Source organism: Rhizobium acaciae (assembly GCF_025941625.1).
In the GTDB taxonomy this organism is placed as follows: domain Bacteria; phylum Pseudomonadota; class Alphaproteobacteria; order Rhizobiales; family Rhizobiaceae; genus Rhizobium; species Rhizobium acaciae.
In genome coordinates this window covers 90,181-108,674 of record NZ_JAPCZO010000003.1, presented here as the reverse complement: position 1 = coordinate 108,674, position 18,494 = coordinate 90,181, and the positions used below count along the sequence as shown (strand labels likewise).

Here is an 18,494-nt window from a genome sequence, read left to right as displayed (position 1 = left end):
GCCCGTTGCCGGCAATGGACGACGCCCTGATGGAACCCGAAATCATGGCGCTCACCGCCGATCACATGCAGGCGGCCGCCGGAATCAGACGTGTCGCCCTGTGGCAACGGCTGCCCTGGCTGCCGGACGTGCATACGCCCGAGGAAGAGGAGCAGTACTGGCGCATGCATCTGCTGCCGACTTGCTCCATCCTCGGCGCCACCTTGGGCAACCGGCTCGTCGGCGTCATCGCCTATGGCGACAACTGGATAGAGCAGCTTTACGTTCTCCCCGGTTTCCAGGGCATGGGCATCGGCTCTTCACTCCTCGGCTGCGCCAAGGACGAGATGAACGAGATCAGGCTCTGGACGTTTAAGTGTAATGCAGGCGCTCGCAGCTTCTACGAACGGCACGGTTTTACCGCCGAGAAGGAGACCGATGGCGCCGACAACGAAGAACGGGAGCCTGACGTGCTCTATCATTGGCGCCAGCTTCCGGAGCTGACACCTCGCCTGCAACCGTCGGGCTAGAGTATGCTCGGGCCCTGCCAAATGCCCTGCCCGGGCAAGACATCAACCGCATGCAGGAGGCGCTTTGCGCTGCCGGGCTGACAGAGGAAACGGAAATGTCGAAATCGACCCGCCTCGGTTTGGCCGGGCAACAGCCGCAGCCTTTGGGCGACGCATCCGTCTGGACCGTGATTCGCGCCGAGGCGGCCGAGCTTGCCGCGCGCGAGCCGATATTGAGGCAGCTGCTTGCCGCTCAGGTAACGGACACTGCCGGCAACGATGAGATCATCGCCCGCGTGCTGGCCGCGCGGCTCTCCGTAGCGCAGGTGGCAACGGGTGATCTGTTCGATCTTATCCTGTCCACACTTGATGACGATATTATGCGGAAGGTCGAGGCCGATCTCATCGCCGTGCGCGAGCGCGATCCGGCCTGCACGACATTTCTGCACGCGCTTCTCAATCTGAAGGGCTTTCATGCGCTTGAGACGCATCGCATCGCCCATGCGCTCTGGATCGCCGGCCGTCCGGAGATCGCCAGCTGGCTCGCCAATCTCGTTTCGCTGGTCTTCGGCCCGGATATCCATCCGGCCGCACGCATCGGCGCATCCATCATGCTCGACCACGGTTCGGGCATCGTCATCGGCGAAACGGCTGTCATCGAGGATGAAGTGTCTATCCTGCAGAACGTCACGCTCGGCGGCACCGGCAAGGAAACCGGCGACCGCCACCCGAAGATCCGCCACGGCGTGATGATCGGCGCCGGCGCCAAGATCCTCGGCAATATCGAAATCGGCGCCTTCAGCAAAGTTGCCGCCGGTAGCGTCGTGCTCAAATCGGTGCCCGAGCATTGCACGGTCGCCGGTGTGCCAGCCGCCGTCGTACGCATCCACCGCGCCGATGAAATCCCCGCCGAGACGATGGACCAGAACATCTAGGATCGCTCCGAGATAAAGAGTTCGGCCCTTTTCGCTAAGCGGCCTGCTGATTTTCCCAGAAGACTTCGACCCGGTTACGGCCTTCGCGCTTCGAACGATAGAGCGCCTCGTCCGCCTTCTGCATCAGCCGTTCAAAATCTCCGCCGCTTTCCGCACGCGCGGCAACACCGACGCTCAGCGTCGGAAAGACGGCCAGATCCGGCCGCTGCATGACGGCAGCGGCGAAAGCGAGACGGATGCGCTCGGCAATCGCCACCGCATCCTCCCGGGAAACGTTTTTCAGCACCGCCAGGAACTCATCTCCACCTTGACGGGCAAGCAGATCGTCGGAGCGCATGATGCCTCTCGAAACACTGGTGAAAAGCCGCAGGATGTCGTCGCCGGCTGCATGGCCATGCCTGTCGTTCAGTTGCTTGAAATGATCGATATCGATGATCAGCAGCGATACCGGCTGGGAACCGAGAGCCGGCAGATGCTGGGCAAGGCCGCCGCGATTAAGCGCGCCGGTCAGCGGGTCGTGGTGAGCGAGCTCAGTCAGCTGATTTCGGCTGCGCTCGGCGGCCATCAGCACCATCGCCATGCTGCGCAGCATGATGAACGCGACCGCCGATACCGCCATCCAGCTGTGAATTGCACTGCCGCCGAAGGGATCCGGCCCACCGATCTCACCGGTCGCCGCGAGAATGCTGCGAACCGCAAAGATCGCGGCAGTGCAGGCGTAGAGGCCGACAAGCAAGGCTGCCGAATAAAGCCTCTCGCGCCGGACAATGCTGATCGCCTCCCTTGCGACGGCAAGATCGCAGAGGCAGCATATGACGGAGACGTAGAGGAGCCTCGCCGAGACTGCCGATGGATCGCTGACGATGAGGACGACAGGAACGCTGACGAGCAAGATGGCAAGCCAGAAAGTGCGTTGGTCGAGCGCTCGTCCCGAAAACACCCGCACGGCAAAGAACATCAGCATGTAGCCGGCGATGGTAACGATATTGCCGCCGTCGACCGAGACGGAGTAGGGAACGAGATTGCGCAACGCGACGAGAAACGAGCCGACGCCGACAAGAAGGTTGCTCAGGCCCCACCACAGCGGCCACCTCTCGAAGCGGCCAGTCGCATAGGCTGCAAGCTGGAGAATGCCCAGTACGAAACAGCTCACGGCAACAATGAAGTAGATTGTCCTGAGATCCAGCAGCATGGCGCTTTCCCGAAATTCCCGCGGAACTTACAGCAAGCGTTTTGCGGTTTGATTGGAGGCTTCGCTAAGAATTTAACGATCGCGGGATTTTCCTGCTGCATAATGCAGCAATTCAGGCGTTGCAGCGTCCTTTACGCGTCTGCAAAGATGCGCGGCACCGTCTTTAGGCGGCCCGCACCGCGCCGATAATGTCCGCCAACAGACCGTGCAGCAAGTCCCTGTAGCCGTTTCGGGCAGACGGACCGCTCTCTTCCGAGGTCATGACGACAGTGAGATCGAGCGACGGCACGATGTAGAGCATCTGCCCGCCGTAACCCCAGGCGAAATGCACCTGCTCGCCGCCGATCTGCCGCGTGAACCAGCCATAGCCATATTCATCGCCGGAGAAGCGCGAGTTGGTGCGCTGCTGCCACGACTGGGTGATCCAGTCGGCAGGGACGATCTGTCGGCCGTCGGCGGCCTTGCCGCCGTTACGGTAGAGTTCGCCGAAGGCAAGCAGGGACCGGGCGCTCATCGCCATCTGATTGCCGCCGAGATAGATGCCCTGCGGATCGCGCTCCCATGCACCGATGCGGAAACCGTCGACCGGGCCGAGCCATTCGCGCGCCAACACCAGAGTCGGCCGCCGGCCGACCTTAGTGAGAATGGCCGACAGCAGATGCGTGGATGCGGTGGAATAGAGCATCTCGCCGCCGGGCTGATCGACGAAAGGCTGCGACAGCGCAAAGCGCACCCAGTTGCGCGAGGAGACCCAGCGGCCGTAGTTCGTCCCCGACATGCGATCGAGCCCGGCCTGCATGGAGAGAAGATTGCCGATGGTGATGTCGTTGATGCGCGGGTCTGGTGATGCCGGAAGATCGGCCCTCAGGATCGGCGCGATCTTCTGGTCCGGCCCCTCAAGCAGGCCTTTGTCGATGGCGATACCGACCAGCGCCGAAATGATCGACTTCGAAGCGGATTTGATATTGGTCGATTCCGAGGGCGAATGACCCCGGAACCCACGTTCGCTGAGCACGCGCCCGTCGCGAGCGACAATCACCGTCTTGAGAGGCCTCATCGCGGGGTCGCTCGCCGCGCGATCGAGACGCGGACCAAGCCCGCCGACGCCGGAAGCCGTGCTCTGGGCAGCCGCCGGCCCCGTTGCGGCAAGCGGCAGGCAGAAGAAAAGCAGAAGGGAAAGAAGGCGGATCATGCGACGCAAGATAGGATATCGCCGCGATATGTTCGCGGGCCGGCGACCCATTTCACGCGATTGTGTTTCCGCGTGCGTCGGGGAGCTAGCGACCGCGCCGCTTCACCCGCCAGAAAGACAATCCGCGCCGCAACCACACCAGGCCCGCCTGCCTGCATGGTCAAACGGCGCGGATATTACCAGCCGGGGGAAAAATTCCCAACCTGGCCGGCCGGTCGGCGCAGCCTTACAGAGCCGCGCGTCTTTTCGGCCGATGCGCTAAGCTGCGCGGCGAACCGGCGCGCTGGCCAGCATGCGTCCCGAGGGGACGATCATACCGGCCGCGCCGTCAAGCCAGCCTTCCGTGAGCTCGAGCGCCAGAAAGCGCGAGCGTTCGAACGGACCCGGCATGACAAGATGGCGGGCCTTTTCGGCAAAGAAGCCGAAACGCTCGTAATAGGCCGCATCGCCGACGAGCAGGACGGCACCATGCCCGCGCTTCTTCGCTTCGAGGATTACCGCGCGCATCAGCGCCGCACCGATGCCCTTGCCGCCATGCTGCGAGGCAACAGCAAGCGGCCCGAGCAGCAGTGCATTGATTGGCGTGCCTTCGTCATTGACGCCGGCCTCGATGTTCCAAAGCCGCACCGTACCGATGAGACGGCCGTCGCGATCGCGCGCGACGAGCGCAAGGCCCTCGGCCGGGACGCGGTTGCGGCGGATCTTCTCCGACGACTTCTTGCGGCGACCCGGACCCATGACGCGGTCTAGCAGGTTTTCACGCGCGACGACATCCGAGGGATTTTCGGCGTCGATGGCGAAAGTGGTAGGCGCAAAGAATGCGCGGACAGAATCAAGAACAGCGGCCATCTTGGCCTCCCGTACCCAATACCGTTATCAGCGGCGATGAAGGAAAATTGTGAAGTTGCCGCCCCGGCTGGTTACGGGGCCGGCGGAAACGACCTTAGATGACGTAGGCCTTCAACGGGTCGAAACCGTTGAAAGCGACCGCCGAATAGGTCGTCGTATAGGCGCCGGTGCCTTCGATCAGGACCTCGTCGCCGATCGAAAGGGAGATCGGCAGCGGATAGAGGTTCTTCTCGTAGAGCACGTCGGCCGAATCGCAGGTCGGACCGGCAATGACGCAGGGCTCCATCTCGTCGCCGTCGTGTTCCGTGCGGATCGGATAGCGGATGGCTTCGTCCATCGTCTCGGCGAGACCGCCGAACTTGCCGATGTCGAGGAAGACCCAGCGGGCATCGTCATTATCCGACTTCTTCGAAATCAGAACGACTTCCGCCTTGATGACACCGGCATTGCCGACCATGCCGCGGCCCGGCTCGATGATCGTCTGCGGGATCTGGTTGCCGAAATGCGTGCGCAGCGCCTGGTAGATCGACTTGCCGTAAGCTTCTGCGGACGGAACGTCACGCAGGTACTTGGTCGGGAAGCCGCCGCCCATGTTGACCATCTGCAGGTGGATGCCCTGCTTGGCAAGCGATACGAACACGCGCTTGGCATCGGCGAGCGCCGAATCCCAGGCATCGACCTTGATCATCTGCGAACCGACATGGAACGAGACGCCATAGGACTGCAGGCCAAGCTGATGGGCGTAGACGAGAACGTCGACAGCCATCTGCGGAACGCAGCCGAACTTGCGCGACAGCGGCCATTCGGCGCCTTCGCCATCCGTGAGCACGCGGCAGAAGACACGGGCGCCGGGAGCGGCGCGCGAGATCTTCTCGACTTCCTCGTGGCTGTCGACGGCAAAGAGGCTGACGCCGAGCGCATGCGCGCGGGCAACGTCACGTTCCTTCTTGATCGTGTTGCCGTAGGAGATGCGGGCGGCGGTCGCACCGGCGTCGAGCGCCATTTCGATTTCGGCAACGGATGCGCAATCGAAATTGGAGCCGAGGCCTGCGAGCAGCTTCAGCACTTCCGGGGCCGGGTTGGCCTTGACGGCATAATAGATGGCGCTGTCCGGCATGGCGTGACGGAAAGCGTGGAAATTGTCGCGAACGACGTCGAGGTCAACCACGAGGCAGGGACCGTCGGGACGTCGGGTTGCGAGAAAGTCGCGGATGCGCTGGGTGGTCATATCGATTCCCTCTTCCAATTCCAGAGCTCCGGCATGAACCGGAGGACAAAGGGCATACGATAGCTCGCATTGGAACCAGCCGGTGGAGACCCCGGAACCATAGCAAGCGCTCGATGCGCAGATAGTGAACCAACGCCGCGATGCGGTGTAAGTTCGGCTTTGTCTGCCATGGATTGGAGGGAGAATCCCAACCGCACTTCCGGCAATGATGGTGTGCCTCTTCAGTAACCCCCGCTGATGGAAAGCAGGGAGAGAACAAAAAGGCCCGCACCGTCGTTGCTTCAGGCGTCCTCGCATTTTCCGGTTGGCCGGAATAGCGACTGGAGGGGTTAATTCCAGGTACCTTACCGATTTCCTCACCAATTCGAGGGTTCGGCGGACACCCATGGGCACGTGCGACTTTGGGCTGAGTGGGAAATAAGAATATTCGCCTTCATAATCAAGCGATTTTTTGATCTCGGACTAAAAAAATTATTGAACAAGACGAGCCAATTTGTTCAACATTCCGAAACAGCCTGAGGGGTGCCATGGATACCTTGACCCGCATACGCGCCTTCATCGATGTCGTCGAGGCCGAAGGCTTCTCCGCCGCAGCACGGCGCACCGGTCGCTCCAAGGCGCTGCTCTCCAAATATGTGCGCGAATTGGAAGACGAGCTCGGCGCTCTGCTGCTCAACCGCACCACCCGGCAGTTCTCGATGACCGAGGCCGGCCATACCTATTACCGTACCGCCTCCGATATCCTGAAGGAAATCGATAACCTCGCCGATCTCGTGCGCGAAAACAATGCACAGCTCAAGGGACGGCTGCGCATCTCGGTGCCGCGCACCTTCGTCGATGCCGATGTCGGCCAGTCGCTGATCGATTTCGCCAAAGAGAACCCCGACCTTTCGCTGGAGATCGCCGCCGACGACCGATTCGTCGATCTGATCGAGGAGGGCTTCGACGTGGCGATCCGCATCACCAAGCTCGAAGATTCCGGCATGATCGCCCGCAAGATCTCGGATTTCCGCATCCATATCTGCGCCACCCCTGAATTTCTCGAGCGTTATCCCGATCTCGATCACCCAACGGCCCTTTCGAGCGTCCCCTTCATCGTCGATACCAATGCGCGCACCCAGGCGAGCATCCGCTTCCACAATCCTGACAACACCTCGTTCGCCGTCGCCGTTTCCGGACCGATAGAGGTCAACAGCCCGCATGCGACATTACGCGCAGCACTGGCCGGCATCGGCGTAGCCTTCATCCCGGATTTCATCGCCCGCAAGCCGATCGAGAGCGGCGAACTGGTGACCCTGTTCAACGATTACACCCCGACCGACCGCGGCATCTATGCCGTCTATCCGCACCGGCGCTATCTGCCGGCCAAGGTAAGGATCTTCGTCGATTACCTGCACAACTGGTTCAAGAAGCATCCGTAGACCGACGCCCTTTGCGGAGCGATGCGACATTCCCGTCCCGCTTCAACGTCTGGTCACGCCAATCCGATCCGGCCCGGTCCCAATTCCGTCCCAATTTCTGGCAAGAAGTCAGGGGCAGCGAACAAGGCAGCGGGATAGATGAGATATTCAACAATACTGATGGCCGCGCTTCTTTCGCTGGCACCGGCCGCCGCCTTTGCCCATCCGCACATCTTCGTGGAAGCGCGCCTCGAAGTCGTGGCCGGCAAGGACGGCAGTGTCGAGGAGCTGCGCAATGTCTGGCGCTTCGACGAGGTCTTTTCCTCCTCCGTGGTCATGGATTTCGACAAGAACACCGACCTGAAGCTGGAGCCGAACGAACTCGCTGAGGTCGGAAAGACGGTGAAGCAATCGCTTGCCGACTACGATTACTACATGAACCTGACGATCAACGGGAAGAACATCACCGTCCAGAAGCCCGACATCATCCATGTCGACTACAAGGATGGCCAGCTACTGATGTTCTTTGCGGTAAAGCCGGTGGAGAAGATGCCGCTCAAGGGCCGGCTCACCTTCGGCGTCTACGACCCGACGCTCTACACCTCGATCGATTTTCCCACCGACACCGAGCTGGCGATCGTCGGAGACGGCTTCAAGGCCTGCAAACATCAGGTGGTGCGGCCGGATGCCGACGAGGTGATCTCGCAAAACAAGCAGTCGCTGACGGACGCCTTCTTCAACGATCCCACCGGCACCAACATGTCCAAACTCTTCGCCACCAGGCTGGAGGTCACATGCTGACAAAACGCCTGCCCCTCATTTTTTCCGCTGTCGTCCTCGCGTTCCTAGTGGCGGCAAGTCTGGCCCATGCACAATCTCCGCTCGGCATCGGCACGGCGGAGCCGAGCTTCCAGCCGACCGGCGGTCCGCTCGCACCGCTTTTGCTCTATGTGAATTATGAACAGCAGGCCTTCTACCGGGCGCTGACCGGCGCCTTGAAGGCGATGCGCCAAGACCCGTGGCAGCTGGCATCGCTGATCGGCCTCTCCTTCGCCTACGGCGTCTTCCATGCAGCCGGCCCGGGCCACGGCAAGGCGGTCATCTCCTCCTATATGATCGCCAACGAGATCGAGCTGAAGCGCGGCGTGATGATTTCCTTCATTTCGGCCTTCATCCAGGGCGTGGTGGCGGTAGCGCTGGTCGGCGGCGCCTGGCTGGTGTTGCGCGGCACCGGCATCACGCTGACGGAGGCGACCCACGCGATGGAGATCGCCAGCTTCGTCATGGTCATCCTGTTCGGCGGCTGGTTGTTGTTCCGCAAACTGCGCTCGATGGCCGGCAATATGCCACGGCGCCGGCTGATGGCGACGCCGGCCGGCCCGGTCAGCATGATGCTCGACTGGAAGGACAATCCCGCCGAACGCCAGGCCTATGCGTTCAACGGCAAGGCGCAGGCTGTCGAAGCCGGCCACACCTTCGTTCCCGGCATGGTCTGCGAGACCTGCGGCAATGCCCATGTGCCCGACCCGGCCCTGCTCGGCGGCGACAGGTTCAGCGTCCGCGAGGCCTGGTCGGCGATCGTTGCCGTCGGTCTGCGCCCCTGTTCCGGCGCGCTTCTGGTCATGACCTTCTCACTGCTGAACGGGCTCTATCTCGGCGGCATGCTGTCGGTCGCTGCCATGTCGCTCGGCACGGCGATCACCGTTTCCCTGCTTGCCACACTTGCCGTCACCGCCAAGAGTGCGGCCGTCCGCCTCTCCGGACGCGGCTCCACCGCCTCGATCTGGATCGGCAACGCCATCGAAATCCTCGGCGCCGTACTCGTTATTCTGATGGGTGCCCTGCTGCTCGGGGCCTCGCTACAAGGGTAAACTTACTTCCCCCGGCTGCGCTGGTAGCGCGCCCGCAGCCAGAAAACCGCGAAAAACGCCAGGATCAGGCAGACGCCGACGACGATTGCCAGCGTCGGCGAGAAATTGCCGATCCACAGCACGATGGTCGGCAGGAAATAGATGACGAGGGCGGCGCCAAGCAGGATGATGGCGGCGGCGGTCGCCTGCGAGCGGCTTTCCGGGCTCATACGAGCCTTTCCTTTTCGAGATCGGCGCGGATATCCTGCAGGCGGCGGATCTGGTTGCCCTCGGCGTCGAAATTCTCCGGCGAAAGCCAGGCTTCGAAGGCATCGTTGATCATCGGCCATTCGGCATCGATCATCGAGAACCAGGCGGTGTCGCGGTTGCGATGCTTGGAGATCATGTGCTGGCGGAAGACCCCTTCGAAGCTGAAGCCATAACGCGCCGCCGTCGTCTTGCTCGCCTCGTTCTTATTGTCGCATTTCCATTCGTAACGGCGGTAGCCGAGATCCTCGAAGACATGCTTGGCCATCAGGTAATGCGCCTCGGTCGACAGTGGCGAACGCTTCATCTCAACCCCGTGCGCGACCCCGCCGATCTCGACGACGCCGTTTGCCGGGTCGGCGCGCATGTAATTCGCCATGCCGACAATCTTGCCGGTGGCGTTGTCGCGGAAGATATGGGTGAGCCAGCCGGACTTGGTATTGACGGTTTCCAGCCAGTTGGCGAAATCGTTGATACCGGAGAAATCGTCCTGGGCGAAATAGAGAAGCAGCGGGTTGATGCCCATGCCACCGAGGCCATCCCATAACGCCTGGAGATGTTCCTCACGCTGGTAGGGCTCGACGGTGACGAAGCGGCCCTTCAGCGTGACCGGCTTCGGCGCCGGGCAGCCCTTGAAATTTGCAAGATCGCGCATGTTCACTCCTCTTTTCCGAAGAGTGGATAGGCCAGCCGCCCAGCAAAGGCAACCGGCCTGGATGTCACTGCGACAAGGTCGTCTTGGCCGACGACACCGTCGCCTCGATATGGTCGACCAGCTGGTCGGCAAGGCCGAGGCGGCCGGCAAGCAGATCGAGATAACCGCGCTCGGCACGCGAATCCGGCTCGATGGTGAGCCGCGAGGCGGTGTAGAGTTCGACGCGCTGTTCTTCAGTCACCGCCGCAGCAACCAGCGCATCGATATCCGTTGGCGAAGCGAGTTCACGCTCGATGAAGGCCGCAGCCTCGCCGCTGACGTCGGCGGCCTTGACCTTGTCCATGATGAGGGCGCGTTCGGCATCGTCGATATGGCCGTCGGCTTTGGCGGCGGCGATCATCGCGCGGATCAGCACCAGCACGAATTCATTGCTGCCGGCAGGCGATGTCGGCCCGAAACCGGATTCGGCAGGCGGCGGCAGAAGGACCGGATTGTTTGCCGACGGTGCATCCGAGGGGGCTGCGGGCGCCTGCCCCGCCTGGTAATTCTTGTAGGCTTGGTAGCCGAGGCCGGCAATCGCGGCAAGACCGCCGATCGCTAGTGCATTGCCGGCAATACCCCGACCGGTCTTGGTGCCGAGAAGCGCGGCTGCAATCGCACCTGTCGCCAGCGGATTGTTCTTTGCCGTCTGCACGGCGTCACCGGCCCTGTCGCGGACCGAACCGCCAAGACCTGGCACCTGCGAACCCAAAAACTGGTCGAGAAGCTTCTTTGCGTCGAACATTCCTCGTCATCTCCCTGTTTGAAACTGGAGGAGTACATAGGTTTGCGACGGGTGAAATACAAATAAGGGGAGCGGGATTAAGCCATGAGACTCACCCGCCCCTGCCGAAACTCAGGCCTTCAGCGCTGCCGCCTCTGCCGCGAGCTTGGTAATGCCAGCCCAGTCGCCGGCCACGACCAGTTCCTTCGGCGCCACCCACGAGCCGCCGACGCAGATGACGTTCGGCAGCGAGAGATAATCATTGGCGTTCTTCAGCGAAATGCCGCCGGTCGGGCAAAACAGCGTGCCGGCAAGCGGCGAGGACAGTGCCTTGAGATAGGCGGCGCGACCGGCCTGCTCCGCCGGGAAGAATTTCAGCACCTGGTAGCCTTCTTCGCGCAGTGCCATGACTTCGCTGGCGGTCGCAGCCCCCGGAAGCAGCGGCACGTCGGAATCGGCGGCGGCATCGAGCAGTTCCTGCGTCGTGCCCGGGCTGACGATGAACTTCGAACCGGCCTCGACGGCGGCTTCCCAATGGGCGACATTGAGGATCGTGCCGGCGCCGACTTCGGCCCCCTCGACCTCTGCGGCGACGGCGCGCACGGCCTCGAGTGCCGCCGGCGTGCGCATGGTGATCTCGATCGCCTTTAGCCCGCCCGCGACGAGCGCGCGGGCCAGCGGCACCGCCGTCTTCGCATCGTCGACTATCAATACCGGAACGACGGGCTGGAGTTTCAGGATGGAAAGGAGCTTCTCTGTTTTCTCGCCCATGGTCGCGCGACCTCCTTGAAACGATTGAATTCGGACCCCGAATAACGCCCCCGCGGAACCTTGTCGAGATAAAACCGGACCGCATGCCGAGAAGGGTATGAAATGCGTGGAAATTGGGCTACCGTGCCGTAATCGTCACAAAAGGTTCACCGGCATGGCGAAAGAGATCGAGCGGAAGTTTCTTGTACGCAGCGATGGATGGCGTTCCGCCGTCGAGACGAAATCTGTCTTCAGGCAGGGTTACATTGCCTCGATGGACGATCGTTCCGTGCGCGTGCGCATCCTCGACGGCAGGAAGGCGAAACTGACGATCAAGATCGGCCGCAGCACCATCACCCGTGACGAATTCGAATATGACATCCCGATCGCCGATGCCGAAGAGCTGCTGCAGAACGCGATCGGCGTTGTCATCGAGAAGACGCGCTACCGCGTTCCGCATGAGGACTTCGTCTGGGAAGTCGACGTCTTTACCGGCGAGCATCGCGGACTGGTGATTGCCGAGGTGGAAATGACGGCGGAAACCGATGATCCGGCCCTGCCCACCTGGCTCGGCCGCGAAGTGACCGGCGATTTCCGTTATTCCAACCAGGCGCTTGCCACAGAGTACGGGCACGACAGGCATGGCCTATCGCATTCGGCCTGACGCCGATTTCACCGAAGCGTTCCGCAGCGTCGCGACCAAGCAGCTGGAACACGCCGTCACTGTCCTCGCGGAACGCCCGGACGGCGCGCATGAGGCGATCCATTCTTTCCGCAAAAACCTGAAACGGCTACGCTCGCTCTATCGCCTCGTGGCCCGCGAGACGCCGGATTTTCAGGCCCAAGAAAATGCGCGGCTGCGCGATGCCGCCCGCTCGCTTTCGGCGATCCGCGACGCTACCGCCCTCATCGGCACCGCGGAATATCTGCAGCATGCAGCCCGCGGGAACGAGGAGAGCGAGGCGCTCGGCCGTATCGTCACCATTCTCGAAGGACGCCGTGAATGGATGGCCGAAGCCGAAAGCGGCCTGGAACAGCGGCTCGCGGAAACCTCCGACGTTCTGAAGCAAGCGATCGCCGCCCTGGATGCCGTCTCCTTTGATGGCGGCCACCGCAAGAATGCCCGCATGCTGGCGAAGAGCTGGCGCCGCACCACGCGCAAGGCCCAGGCCGCGCTTGCGGCTTGCCACGGCGAGGCATCGGCCGACGATTTCCACGATCTGCGCAAACGCACCTACGACTATCGGCTCTACCATACCCTTTTGCGCGACGTCTGGCCGGGCGCGATGAAGGCCAAGCGGGATGCAGCCAAGGAACTCGTCGAGGATCTCGGTCACATCCATGATCTCACCGTGCTCTCCGAACTGGTCGAGGCCGAACCGCAGCTCTTCACTCGCAATGACGACCTGGCGCATCTGCTCGACATCATCATCTTCCGCCAGCAGGAAGACCGGCGGCAAGCGCTGGTCAAAGCCGAGGCCGTCTTCGCCGATGATGCCGACGAGGAAGCCCAGCGCATCGAGCTTCTCTGGGTGATGGCTGGGAGTTGAGAGGCCGCGAAATCGGAAGTGCTTGCGCGCAGCTCTGCATTTCCCATCGCATCTGCAATATCACAAGAAACCCTATTGACCTCAAGCAATCTTGAGGTCCTAGCCTCCGGTGGTCGAACAAGCAGAGACTTGACCCGCGAGGAAAATATGACCGCCGAAAATGCCGCAATGCCGGAAGTGCTCGGGCTCTACGAGACCCATCTGACCGTTGCCGATCTCAAGACCTCCACGGACTTCTACCGCGATGTCGTTGGGCTCGAACCGGCAGCCTCATTCGAGGAGCGTAAAGTCGCTTTCCTCTGGGTGGACGACAGGAAGACCGGCATGCTCGGCCTTTGGGAAATCGGAAGCGAGCCGCTGAAGATGCGGCTGCACATCGCCTTCCGTATGACCGCAGGCGACGTGTTGCAGGCGCCCGCCATTCTCAGGGCAAAAGGTGTGGAACCCCTCGGCTTTACCGGCGAACCGGTGACGGAGCCGGTGGTTCTCGGCTGGATGCCGGCGCTGTCGATCTATTTCAAGGATCCGGACGGGCACTCGATCGAATTCATCAGCGTTCTCGACGACATCCCCGACCGGAGCTTCGGCGTGCGGCCGTTTTCCGCGTGGCAGGCGCGAGCGTAATCGGTCACCGGTCAAGGTCGCCGCTGGCGAAGGCAATTGCGCGGCCCGCCGATTTTCTGTATTTCCGGCCTATGACCGACAGCCTGACACACACCAGCCCGTTCCTCGTGGCCGCACTTTACCATTTCGTTTCCGTGCCGCGCTTTGCCGACCTGCAGGCGCCGTTGCAGACGCTTTGCGAGGAGAACGGCGTCAAGGGAACGCTGCTTCTGGCGCATGAAGGCATCAACGGCACGATTGCGGGGCCGGATGCCGGCATTCACGCCGTGCTTGCCTTCCTGCGCGCCCAGCCGGAATTTTCGGGCCTGGAGCACAAGGAAAGCCGCGCCTCGAAAATGCCCTTCCTGCGCATGAAGGTGAAGCTGAAGAAGGAAATCGTCACCATGGGCGTCGAAGATATCGACCCCAACAAGGTGGTCGGCACCTATGTGGCTGCCAAGGACTGGAACACGCTGATTTCCGATCCCGACACCATCGTCATCGACACCCGCAACGACTACGAGACGGCGATCGGCACCTTCCGCGGCGCGCTCGACCCGAAGACCAAGAGCTTCCGTGAGTTTCCGGAATGGGTGCGTCAGAATCCCGGTCTGCAGAACAAGCCGAAGGTCGCCATGTACTGCACCGGCGGCATACGCTGCGAGAAGGCCACCGCTTTCATGAAGGCTGAGGGCTTCGACGAGGTCTATCATCTGAAGGGCGGCATCTTGAAATATCTGGAGGAAGTGCCACCGGAGGAAAGCCTCTGGGATGGCGCCTGTTTCGTCTTCGACGAGCGCGTCTCCGTCGAGCACGGCTTGAAGGAAGGCGAACACCGGCTCTGCCACGCCTGCCGCAACCCGATCACTGCCGAGGAGATTACTTCGCCGCTTTACGAGGAAGGCGTTTCCTGCAGCCACTGCTACCACACGCGCACGGAGGAAGACCGGCTGCGTTACCGTCAGCGTCAGCACCAGATCGCCCTGGCGAAGAAGCGCGGCCAGCGACATATCGGCAGCTGAGCCAGGATTCTGATTGGATCAGGCTGCGCCGATGTGGCGTCGGGCCGCCGGCTCCGCTGCACGTCGCTCGTTCAGCATCTCGGTGATAAGGTCTGATATCACAGGCTTTCCGAACAAATAGCCTTGCAGGCAGTCGCAGCCGAAAAGGCGCATGGCTATCGCCTGCTCCTCGGTCTCGATGCCTTCGGCCGTCACCGGAATGTCGAGCGAGCGGGCGAGCGCCACTGTCGCCTGCAGCATCTCGCGCTGGCGTTTGTCGTTGACACCCATGACCAGCGAGCGGTCGATCTTGATGCGGTCGAAGCCGAACTGCCTGAGATAACCGATCGAGGAGAAGCCGGAACCGAAATCGTCGAGCGCCACCTTGACCCCCAGTCCCTTCAGCCGTTCGATCGACTGGCGGGTGCGCTGCGGATTCTGGATCATGTAGCCTTCGGTGATCTCGAGCGTGACGCGGCCGGCTTCGATCTCCGTCTGCTTCAGCACGTAGCGCACATAGTCGGTAAAGGCGGGATTGCGGAACTGGCCGGGTGAGACATTGACCGAGACATTGAGTTCCGGCCATTGTTTAGCCGTCTCACAAGCCTTGCGCAGCACGAACAGGCCGAGCGATTCGATGAGGCCACTGGTCTCGGCGATCGGGATGAACAGCTCGGGCGAAACAGGACCATGACCTGGACGGTTCCAGCGCACCAGCGCCTCGACGCCGGTCATCGCATGCGTCGCCGAATCGATCAGCGGCTGGTAGGCAAGCGTCAGGTCGCCGCTTTCAATGGCGATCCGGAGGTCGAGCTCCAGCGCATTGCGCTGCTCTCGATCGGCGTCCATCGACGGATCGTAGAGCGTCATGCGCGCGCGGCCGGCCTCCTTCGCCTTGTACATGGCAAGGTCGGAACGGCGCACCAGCTCCTCACGCCCGATCGTCCCGGAAGGCGACATGGCGATACCAATGCTTGCCCCGACGACGACGACACGACGACCGATCTCCAGCGGCTCGACAAGAAAATCGAGGATCTGCTCGGCGAGCTGCAGGGCGGCGGCATTCTCGCTGTCGGAGAGAAAGGCGATCGCAAATTCATCGCCGCCAATACGGGCGAGAACCGCACCTTGCGGAATGAGTACATCGAGCCCGGCCGCGACCGCCCGGATCAACTGGTCGCCGGTGCCGTGGCCATAACTGTCATTGACTTCCTTGAAGCCATCGAGGTCGAGATAGAGGAGCAGCACGTTGCGCTTGGTCTGGCGTGCCTCGATGACAAAACGATCGACGGCCAGTCCGAGACCGTCGCGATTGGAAAGACCGCTCAGCCTGTCGCGCAGCGTCTCCTCGCGGGCGCTGTTTTCCTCCGCCTTCAGGCGGCGGCCGGCAAGCCAGCCGATGACCAGCAGCACCACGAAGAACAATCCGACGAGGCCGAGCGCCTGGATGACCATCGGCCGCACCTGTGCATAGCCGATATCGCCGGGTGAACGCGAGATCCACACGAGCTTGCCGAGCGTTGCCCCCGTCGGATCGACGATCGGGACGAGGTAGTCGGCCGCAAGACTCGGCGGCGCCAGCCGCAGCCCGCCGATGACATAGGTCTGGCCGAGAGCGGTCACCCTGTCGTCATCGAGATGGCGGGCGAAAACGAGATAGCGCTGCTGGCCGGCGGGCACATCCAGCGAACCGGACTTTTTCCGCACCAATGCCACGCCGACGGCGGCAATGCCCCGCTTGGTGGTAACGAAACCGATCGCCTGAGGACGATCGGCCGGGCCGGCCGCCTTCACCGTGTCGAACAAGGTCCAGAGCGAAGGCGCGAAGAAATCCGTGACCGGCTCCTCCATCGGCTTGCCATCGCGATAGGCCATAATCGCCTTCTTCTCGGCATCGATGACGATCGCCATGTCGAAAAGCGAACTGTTGACCGACATCTCGCCGTAGTTGCTCACCGTCCAGGCCATACCGTCAGCTGCGTAGACGTTGACGGCGGCGTCATCCCAGGCGGCGTAATCGTCAAGCGTCGCGCCGAGCTGTTCCTCGAAGGTCTTCAACGCCCCGATCGTCGTTTCGCGCGAGCGCTCGTCATCGAGAATATTGGAATTTTCGGCCACGCGTTCGAGCGCCGTCAGCACCATGATGGTGACGACTGCAACAATGACTGCGAAGGAAAAAAGCACGCCCGTGACGGTGATGTGACGGCCTATTCCCGATCCTTTGCTCTGCGACTTTCCGGCGGTCTGCATTACGACTCCCTGACCGTCGGACTTTGCCAGCCAAGGGTTCAAAAACGTTTAAGCAACCGACTGTTGCAGGCCTCTCGCGAGCTATTTTTGTGTCGCCGCCTGAGGACGCGCCCCTAACCCGGCTTGTGATTGCCCTTCGGGAATTGCGCCGCGAGTTCGCGATACCATTTGCCGCTCTTTTTTACCGTGCGTACCTGGGTCTCATAATCGACATGGACCAGACCGAAGCGCATGCGGTAGCCTTCCGCCCATTCGAAATTGTCCATCAGGCTCCAGGCGAAATAGCCCCGCAAGGGGTAGCCGTCCTTGATGAGGCCGGCGACGATTTCGAGGTGATCGCCGACATAATCAAGGCGCATCGTATCGTCGACCTCGCCGTCGACGACATCGGTGTTGTCGCAGGCGCCATTCTCGGTGATGTAGCACTCCGGCAGCTCGTAGCGGCGGTAGAGATCCTCGACCGAGAGCTTCAGGCCAGGCGCATAGATCTCCCAGCCGATATCGGTCTTGACGTCGCTTGCCGGCGGCGCTTCCACCGTCCAGGGGAAATCACCTTTGCGTTCGGCATCATCAGTGACCCGCTCGGGCTTATAATAGTTCAGCCCCCACCAGTCGAGTTTCTGGCTGATGAGTTTCAGGTCGCCATCCTCGATGACGGGCATGCGATTGCCCAGCGCCTCGATGAATTCCTTCGGATATTCACCCTTGAAGACGGGATCGAAGAAAGCGCCGTTGTGGAACTGATGCGCACGCTCGCCGGCGGCCAGATCGGCCGGGCTGTCGGAGCCGGGAATGATCGAGGCGGCATTGAGCACGAGCCCGACCGGCACGTTGGGGGCTTCCGAGCGGATCGCCTCGACGCCGAGACCGTGGGCAAGGTTCATGTAATGCATGGCGTGAAGGGCGGCCTGCATGTTGCGTTCGCCCGGAGCATGGATGCCGTAGAGATGGCTGAGCCAGACGATGCACCAGGGTTCGTTGAAAGTCGCGACCCGGTCGAGGCGATCGCCAAGGCGGTTCATCACCGTCTTGGCATAGCGCTGAAACGCATAGGCGGTCGAGCGCGCCGTCCATCCGCCCTCGCCGGCGAGCAACAGAGGCAGATCCCAGTGGTAGAGCGTCGCGAAGGTCTTGATGCCGCGCGACTTGCAGCCGTCGACCAGCCGATCGTAGAAATCGAGGCCGGCCTCGTTCACCGGACCCGTGCCGTCGGGGATAATGCGCGGCCAGGCGATCGAGAACCGGTAGGCTTCGACACCCATCTCCTTGATGAGATCGAGGTCCTGTTCCAGGCGATTGTAGTGATCGCAGGCGATATCGCCGTTATCGCGATTATGGACGCGGCCGGGCATATTGCAGAAAGCATCCCAGATGGATGGCTTGCGGCCATCGGCTTTGCTGGCGCCTTCGATCTGGAAGGCGGCGGTGGCAACGCCGAAAGTGAAGTCGCCGGGAAAGCGTTCCGCGAGTTTCTTCGGATCGATCATCTGGAAATCCTATCTCTCAGGTTGGGCCGTTTGC

Annotated in this window: 19 protein-coding genes; 9 read left to right on the top strand and 10 right to left on the bottom strand. The window is 61.9% G+C overall.

All coding sequences use genetic code 11. The annotated features are described in order from the left end of the window. The first annotated feature begins 14 nt into the window (after positions 1 to 14). Positions 15 to 509 (top strand): GNAT family N-acetyltransferase, encoded by a 495-nt coding sequence (locus OLZ32_RS06335; protein ID WP_264420200.1) that lies wholly within the window; start codon positions 15 to 17, stop codon positions 507 to 509. A gap of 95 nt (positions 510 to 604) precedes the next feature. Next, complete coding sequence (gene cysE / locus OLZ32_RS06330; protein WP_264420198.1) at positions 605 to 1,423, top strand: serine O-acetyltransferase; 819 nt, start codon at positions 605 to 607, stop codon at positions 1,421 to 1,423. Between the two features lie 34 nt (positions 1,424 to 1,457). On the opposite strand, the gene OLZ32_RS06325 is transcribed toward cysE, so the two are convergent. From OLZ32_RS06325 to odc2, 4 genes are all read right to left on the bottom strand, one after another. Beyond that, on the bottom strand, positions 1,458 to 2,615 hold the full coding sequence (locus OLZ32_RS06325) for a GGDEF domain-containing protein (RefSeq protein WP_264420196.1): 1,158 nt from the start codon (positions 2,613 to 2,615) through the stop codon (positions 1,458 to 1,460). A 163-nt stretch (positions 2,616 to 2,778) separates the two neighbouring features. Continuing rightward, entirely contained in the window at positions 2,779 to 3,807 is a 1,029-nt protein-coding gene (locus OLZ32_RS06320) for a serine hydrolase domain-containing protein (RefSeq protein ID WP_026160013.1), read from the bottom strand. 258 nt (positions 3,808 to 4,065) lie between these two features. Next, the gene (locus OLZ32_RS06315; protein ID WP_003542989.1) at positions 4,066 to 4,656 is read right to left on the bottom strand and encodes a GNAT family N-acetyltransferase; all 591 of its coding nucleotides are present in this window, start codon (positions 4,654 to 4,656) and stop codon (positions 4,066 to 4,068) included. Between the two features lie 94 nt (positions 4,657 to 4,750). Then, positions 4,751 to 5,884 (bottom strand): ornithine/lysine decarboxylase, encoded by a 1,134-nt coding sequence (gene odc2, locus OLZ32_RS06310; protein WP_264420194.1) that lies wholly within the window; start codon positions 5,882 to 5,884, stop codon positions 4,751 to 4,753. Positions 5,885 to 6,411: 527 nt separating this feature from the next. Between odc2 and OLZ32_RS06305 the strand changes: the two genes are divergently transcribed. The 3 genes from OLZ32_RS06305 (at position 6,412) to OLZ32_RS06295 (ending at position 9,155) form a co-directional block, all read left to right on the top strand. Beyond that, on the top strand, positions 6,412 to 7,305 hold the full coding sequence (locus tag OLZ32_RS06305; protein WP_003542994.1) for a LysR family transcriptional regulator: 894 nt from the start codon (positions 6,412 to 6,414) through the stop codon (positions 7,303 to 7,305). 138 nt (positions 7,306 to 7,443) lie between these two features. Beyond that, positions 7,444 to 8,085 carry a DUF1007 family protein gene (locus OLZ32_RS06300; RefSeq protein WP_003542995.1) on the top strand — a complete coding sequence of 214 codons (642 nt, stop codon included), beginning with the start codon at positions 7,444 to 7,446 and terminating at the stop codon, positions 8,083 to 8,085. Beyond that, positions 8,079 to 9,155: a nickel/cobalt transporter gene (locus tag OLZ32_RS06295; RefSeq protein ID WP_264420192.1), complete on the top strand. Its 1,077-nt coding sequence runs from the start codon at positions 8,079 to 8,081 to the stop codon at positions 9,153 to 9,155. The genes OLZ32_RS06300 and OLZ32_RS06295 overlap by 7 nt, the downstream gene beginning before the upstream one ends. A 2-nt stretch (positions 9,156 to 9,157) precedes the next feature. On the opposite strand, the gene OLZ32_RS06290 is transcribed toward OLZ32_RS06295, so the two are convergent. The 4 genes from OLZ32_RS06290 to OLZ32_RS06275 form a co-directional block, all read right to left on the bottom strand. Next, on the bottom strand, positions 9,158 to 9,364 hold the full coding sequence (locus OLZ32_RS06290) for a hypothetical protein (RefSeq protein WP_003542999.1): 207 nt from the start codon (positions 9,362 to 9,364) through the stop codon (positions 9,158 to 9,160). Beyond that, entirely contained in the window at positions 9,361 to 10,056 is a 696-nt protein-coding gene (locus OLZ32_RS06285; RefSeq protein WP_003543002.1) for a GNAT family N-acetyltransferase, read from the bottom strand. The genes OLZ32_RS06290 and OLZ32_RS06285 overlap by 4 nt, the downstream gene beginning before the upstream one ends. A gap of 64 nt (positions 10,057 to 10,120) precedes the next feature. Beyond that, positions 10,121 to 10,840, bottom strand: coding sequence for a tellurite resistance TerB family protein (locus tag OLZ32_RS06280; RefSeq protein WP_017989450.1), 720 nt, complete (start codon positions 10,838 to 10,840; stop codon positions 10,121 to 10,123). A 111-nt stretch (positions 10,841 to 10,951) separates the two neighbouring features. Then, positions 10,952 to 11,590 carry a 2-dehydro-3-deoxy-phosphogluconate aldolase gene (locus tag OLZ32_RS06275; RefSeq protein ID WP_264420189.1) on the bottom strand — a complete coding sequence of 213 codons (639 nt, stop codon included), beginning with the start codon at positions 11,588 to 11,590 and terminating at the stop codon, positions 10,952 to 10,954. A gap of 154 nt (positions 11,591 to 11,744) precedes the next feature. On the opposite strand from OLZ32_RS06275, the gene OLZ32_RS06270 reads away from it, so the two are divergent. The 4 genes from OLZ32_RS06270 (at position 11,745) to trhO (ending at position 14,744) form a co-directional block, all read left to right on the top strand. Then, complete coding sequence (locus OLZ32_RS06270) at positions 11,745 to 12,233, top strand: CYTH domain-containing protein (RefSeq protein ID WP_003543008.1); 489 nt, start codon at positions 11,745 to 11,747, stop codon at positions 12,231 to 12,233. Next, positions 12,211 to 13,119, top strand: coding sequence for a CHAD domain-containing protein (locus OLZ32_RS06265; RefSeq protein ID WP_264398568.1), 909 nt, complete (start codon positions 12,211 to 12,213; stop codon positions 13,117 to 13,119). Before OLZ32_RS06270 ends, OLZ32_RS06265 begins: the two co-directional genes overlap by 23 nt. Positions 13,120 to 13,266: 147 nt before the next feature. Next, positions 13,267 to 13,743: a VOC family protein gene (locus OLZ32_RS06260; protein WP_264420187.1), complete on the top strand. Its 477-nt coding sequence runs from the start codon at positions 13,267 to 13,269 to the stop codon at positions 13,741 to 13,743. Positions 13,744 to 13,814: 71 nt separating this feature from the next. Further along, entirely contained in the window at positions 13,815 to 14,744 is a 930-nt protein-coding gene (trhO, locus tag OLZ32_RS06255) for an oxygen-dependent tRNA uridine(34) hydroxylase TrhO (protein ID WP_264398570.1), read from the top strand. An 18-nt stretch (positions 14,745 to 14,762) separates the two neighbouring features. Here trhO and OLZ32_RS06250 read toward each other — a convergent pair whose 3' ends face one another. Together OLZ32_RS06250 and OLZ32_RS06245 are read right to left on the bottom strand one after the other, a co-directional pair. Continuing rightward, positions 14,763 to 16,973 (bottom strand): putative bifunctional diguanylate cyclase/phosphodiesterase, encoded by a 2,211-nt coding sequence (locus tag OLZ32_RS06250; RefSeq protein ID WP_264420185.1) that lies wholly within the window; start codon positions 16,971 to 16,973, stop codon positions 14,763 to 14,765. 113 nt (positions 16,974 to 17,086) lie between these two features. Next, positions 17,087 to 18,460, bottom strand: coding sequence for a GH1 family beta-glucosidase (locus OLZ32_RS06245; protein ID WP_264420183.1), 1,374 nt, complete (start codon positions 18,458 to 18,460; stop codon positions 17,087 to 17,089). Between the last annotated feature and the right edge of the window lie 34 nt (positions 18,461 to 18,494).

Coding starts and splice junctions, on each gene's coding strand:
- OLZ32_RS06335 (WP_264420200.1), top strand. CDS start 15: ATGGACGACGCCCTGATGGAACCCGAAATCATGGCGCTCACCGCCGAT.
- cysE (WP_264420198.1), top strand. CDS start 605: ATGTCGAAATCGACCCGCCTCGGTTTGGCCGGGCAACAGCCGCAGCCT.
- OLZ32_RS06325 (WP_264420196.1), bottom strand. CDS start 2,615: ATGCTGCTGGATCTCAGGACAATCTACTTCATTGTTGCCGTGAGCTGT.
- OLZ32_RS06320 (WP_026160013.1), bottom strand. CDS start 3,807: ATGATCCGCCTTCTTTCCCTTCTGCTTTTCTTCTGCCTGCCGCTTGCC.
- OLZ32_RS06315 (WP_003542989.1), bottom strand. CDS start 4,656: ATGGCCGCTGTTCTTGATTCTGTCCGCGCATTCTTTGCGCCTACCACT.
- odc2 (WP_264420194.1), bottom strand. CDS start 5,884: ATGACCACCCAGCGCATCCGCGACTTTCTCGCAACCCGACGTCCCGAC.
- OLZ32_RS06305 (WP_003542994.1), top strand. CDS start 6,412: ATGGATACCTTGACCCGCATACGCGCCTTCATCGATGTCGTCGAGGCC.
- OLZ32_RS06300 (WP_003542995.1), top strand. CDS start 7,444: ATGAGATATTCAACAATACTGATGGCCGCGCTTCTTTCGCTGGCACCG.
- OLZ32_RS06295 (WP_264420192.1), top strand. CDS start 8,079: ATGCTGACAAAACGCCTGCCCCTCATTTTTTCCGCTGTCGTCCTCGCG.
- OLZ32_RS06290 (WP_003542999.1), bottom strand. CDS start 9,364: ATGAGCCCGGAAAGCCGCTCGCAGGCGACCGCCGCCGCCATCATCCTG.
- OLZ32_RS06285 (WP_003543002.1), bottom strand. CDS start 10,056: ATGCGCGATCTTGCAAATTTCAAGGGCTGCCCGGCGCCGAAGCCGGTC.
- OLZ32_RS06280 (WP_017989450.1), bottom strand. CDS start 10,840: ATGTTCGACGCAAAGAAGCTTCTCGACCAGTTTTTGGGTTCGCAGGTG.
- OLZ32_RS06275 (WP_264420189.1), bottom strand. CDS start 11,590: ATGGGCGAGAAAACAGAGAAGCTCCTTTCCATCCTGAAACTCCAGCCC.
- OLZ32_RS06270 (WP_003543008.1), top strand. CDS start 11,745: ATGGCGAAAGAGATCGAGCGGAAGTTTCTTGTACGCAGCGATGGATGG.
- OLZ32_RS06265 (WP_264398568.1), top strand. CDS start 12,211: ATGGCCTATCGCATTCGGCCTGACGCCGATTTCACCGAAGCGTTCCGC.
- OLZ32_RS06260 (WP_264420187.1), top strand. CDS start 13,267: ATGACCGCCGAAAATGCCGCAATGCCGGAAGTGCTCGGGCTCTACGAG.
- trhO (WP_264398570.1), top strand. CDS start 13,815: ATGACCGACAGCCTGACACACACCAGCCCGTTCCTCGTGGCCGCACTT.
- OLZ32_RS06250 (WP_264420185.1), bottom strand. CDS start 16,973: ATGCAGACCGCCGGAAAGTCGCAGAGCAAAGGATCGGGAATAGGCCGT.
- OLZ32_RS06245 (WP_264420183.1), bottom strand. CDS start 18,460: ATGATCGATCCGAAGAAACTCGCGGAACGCTTTCCCGGCGACTTCACT.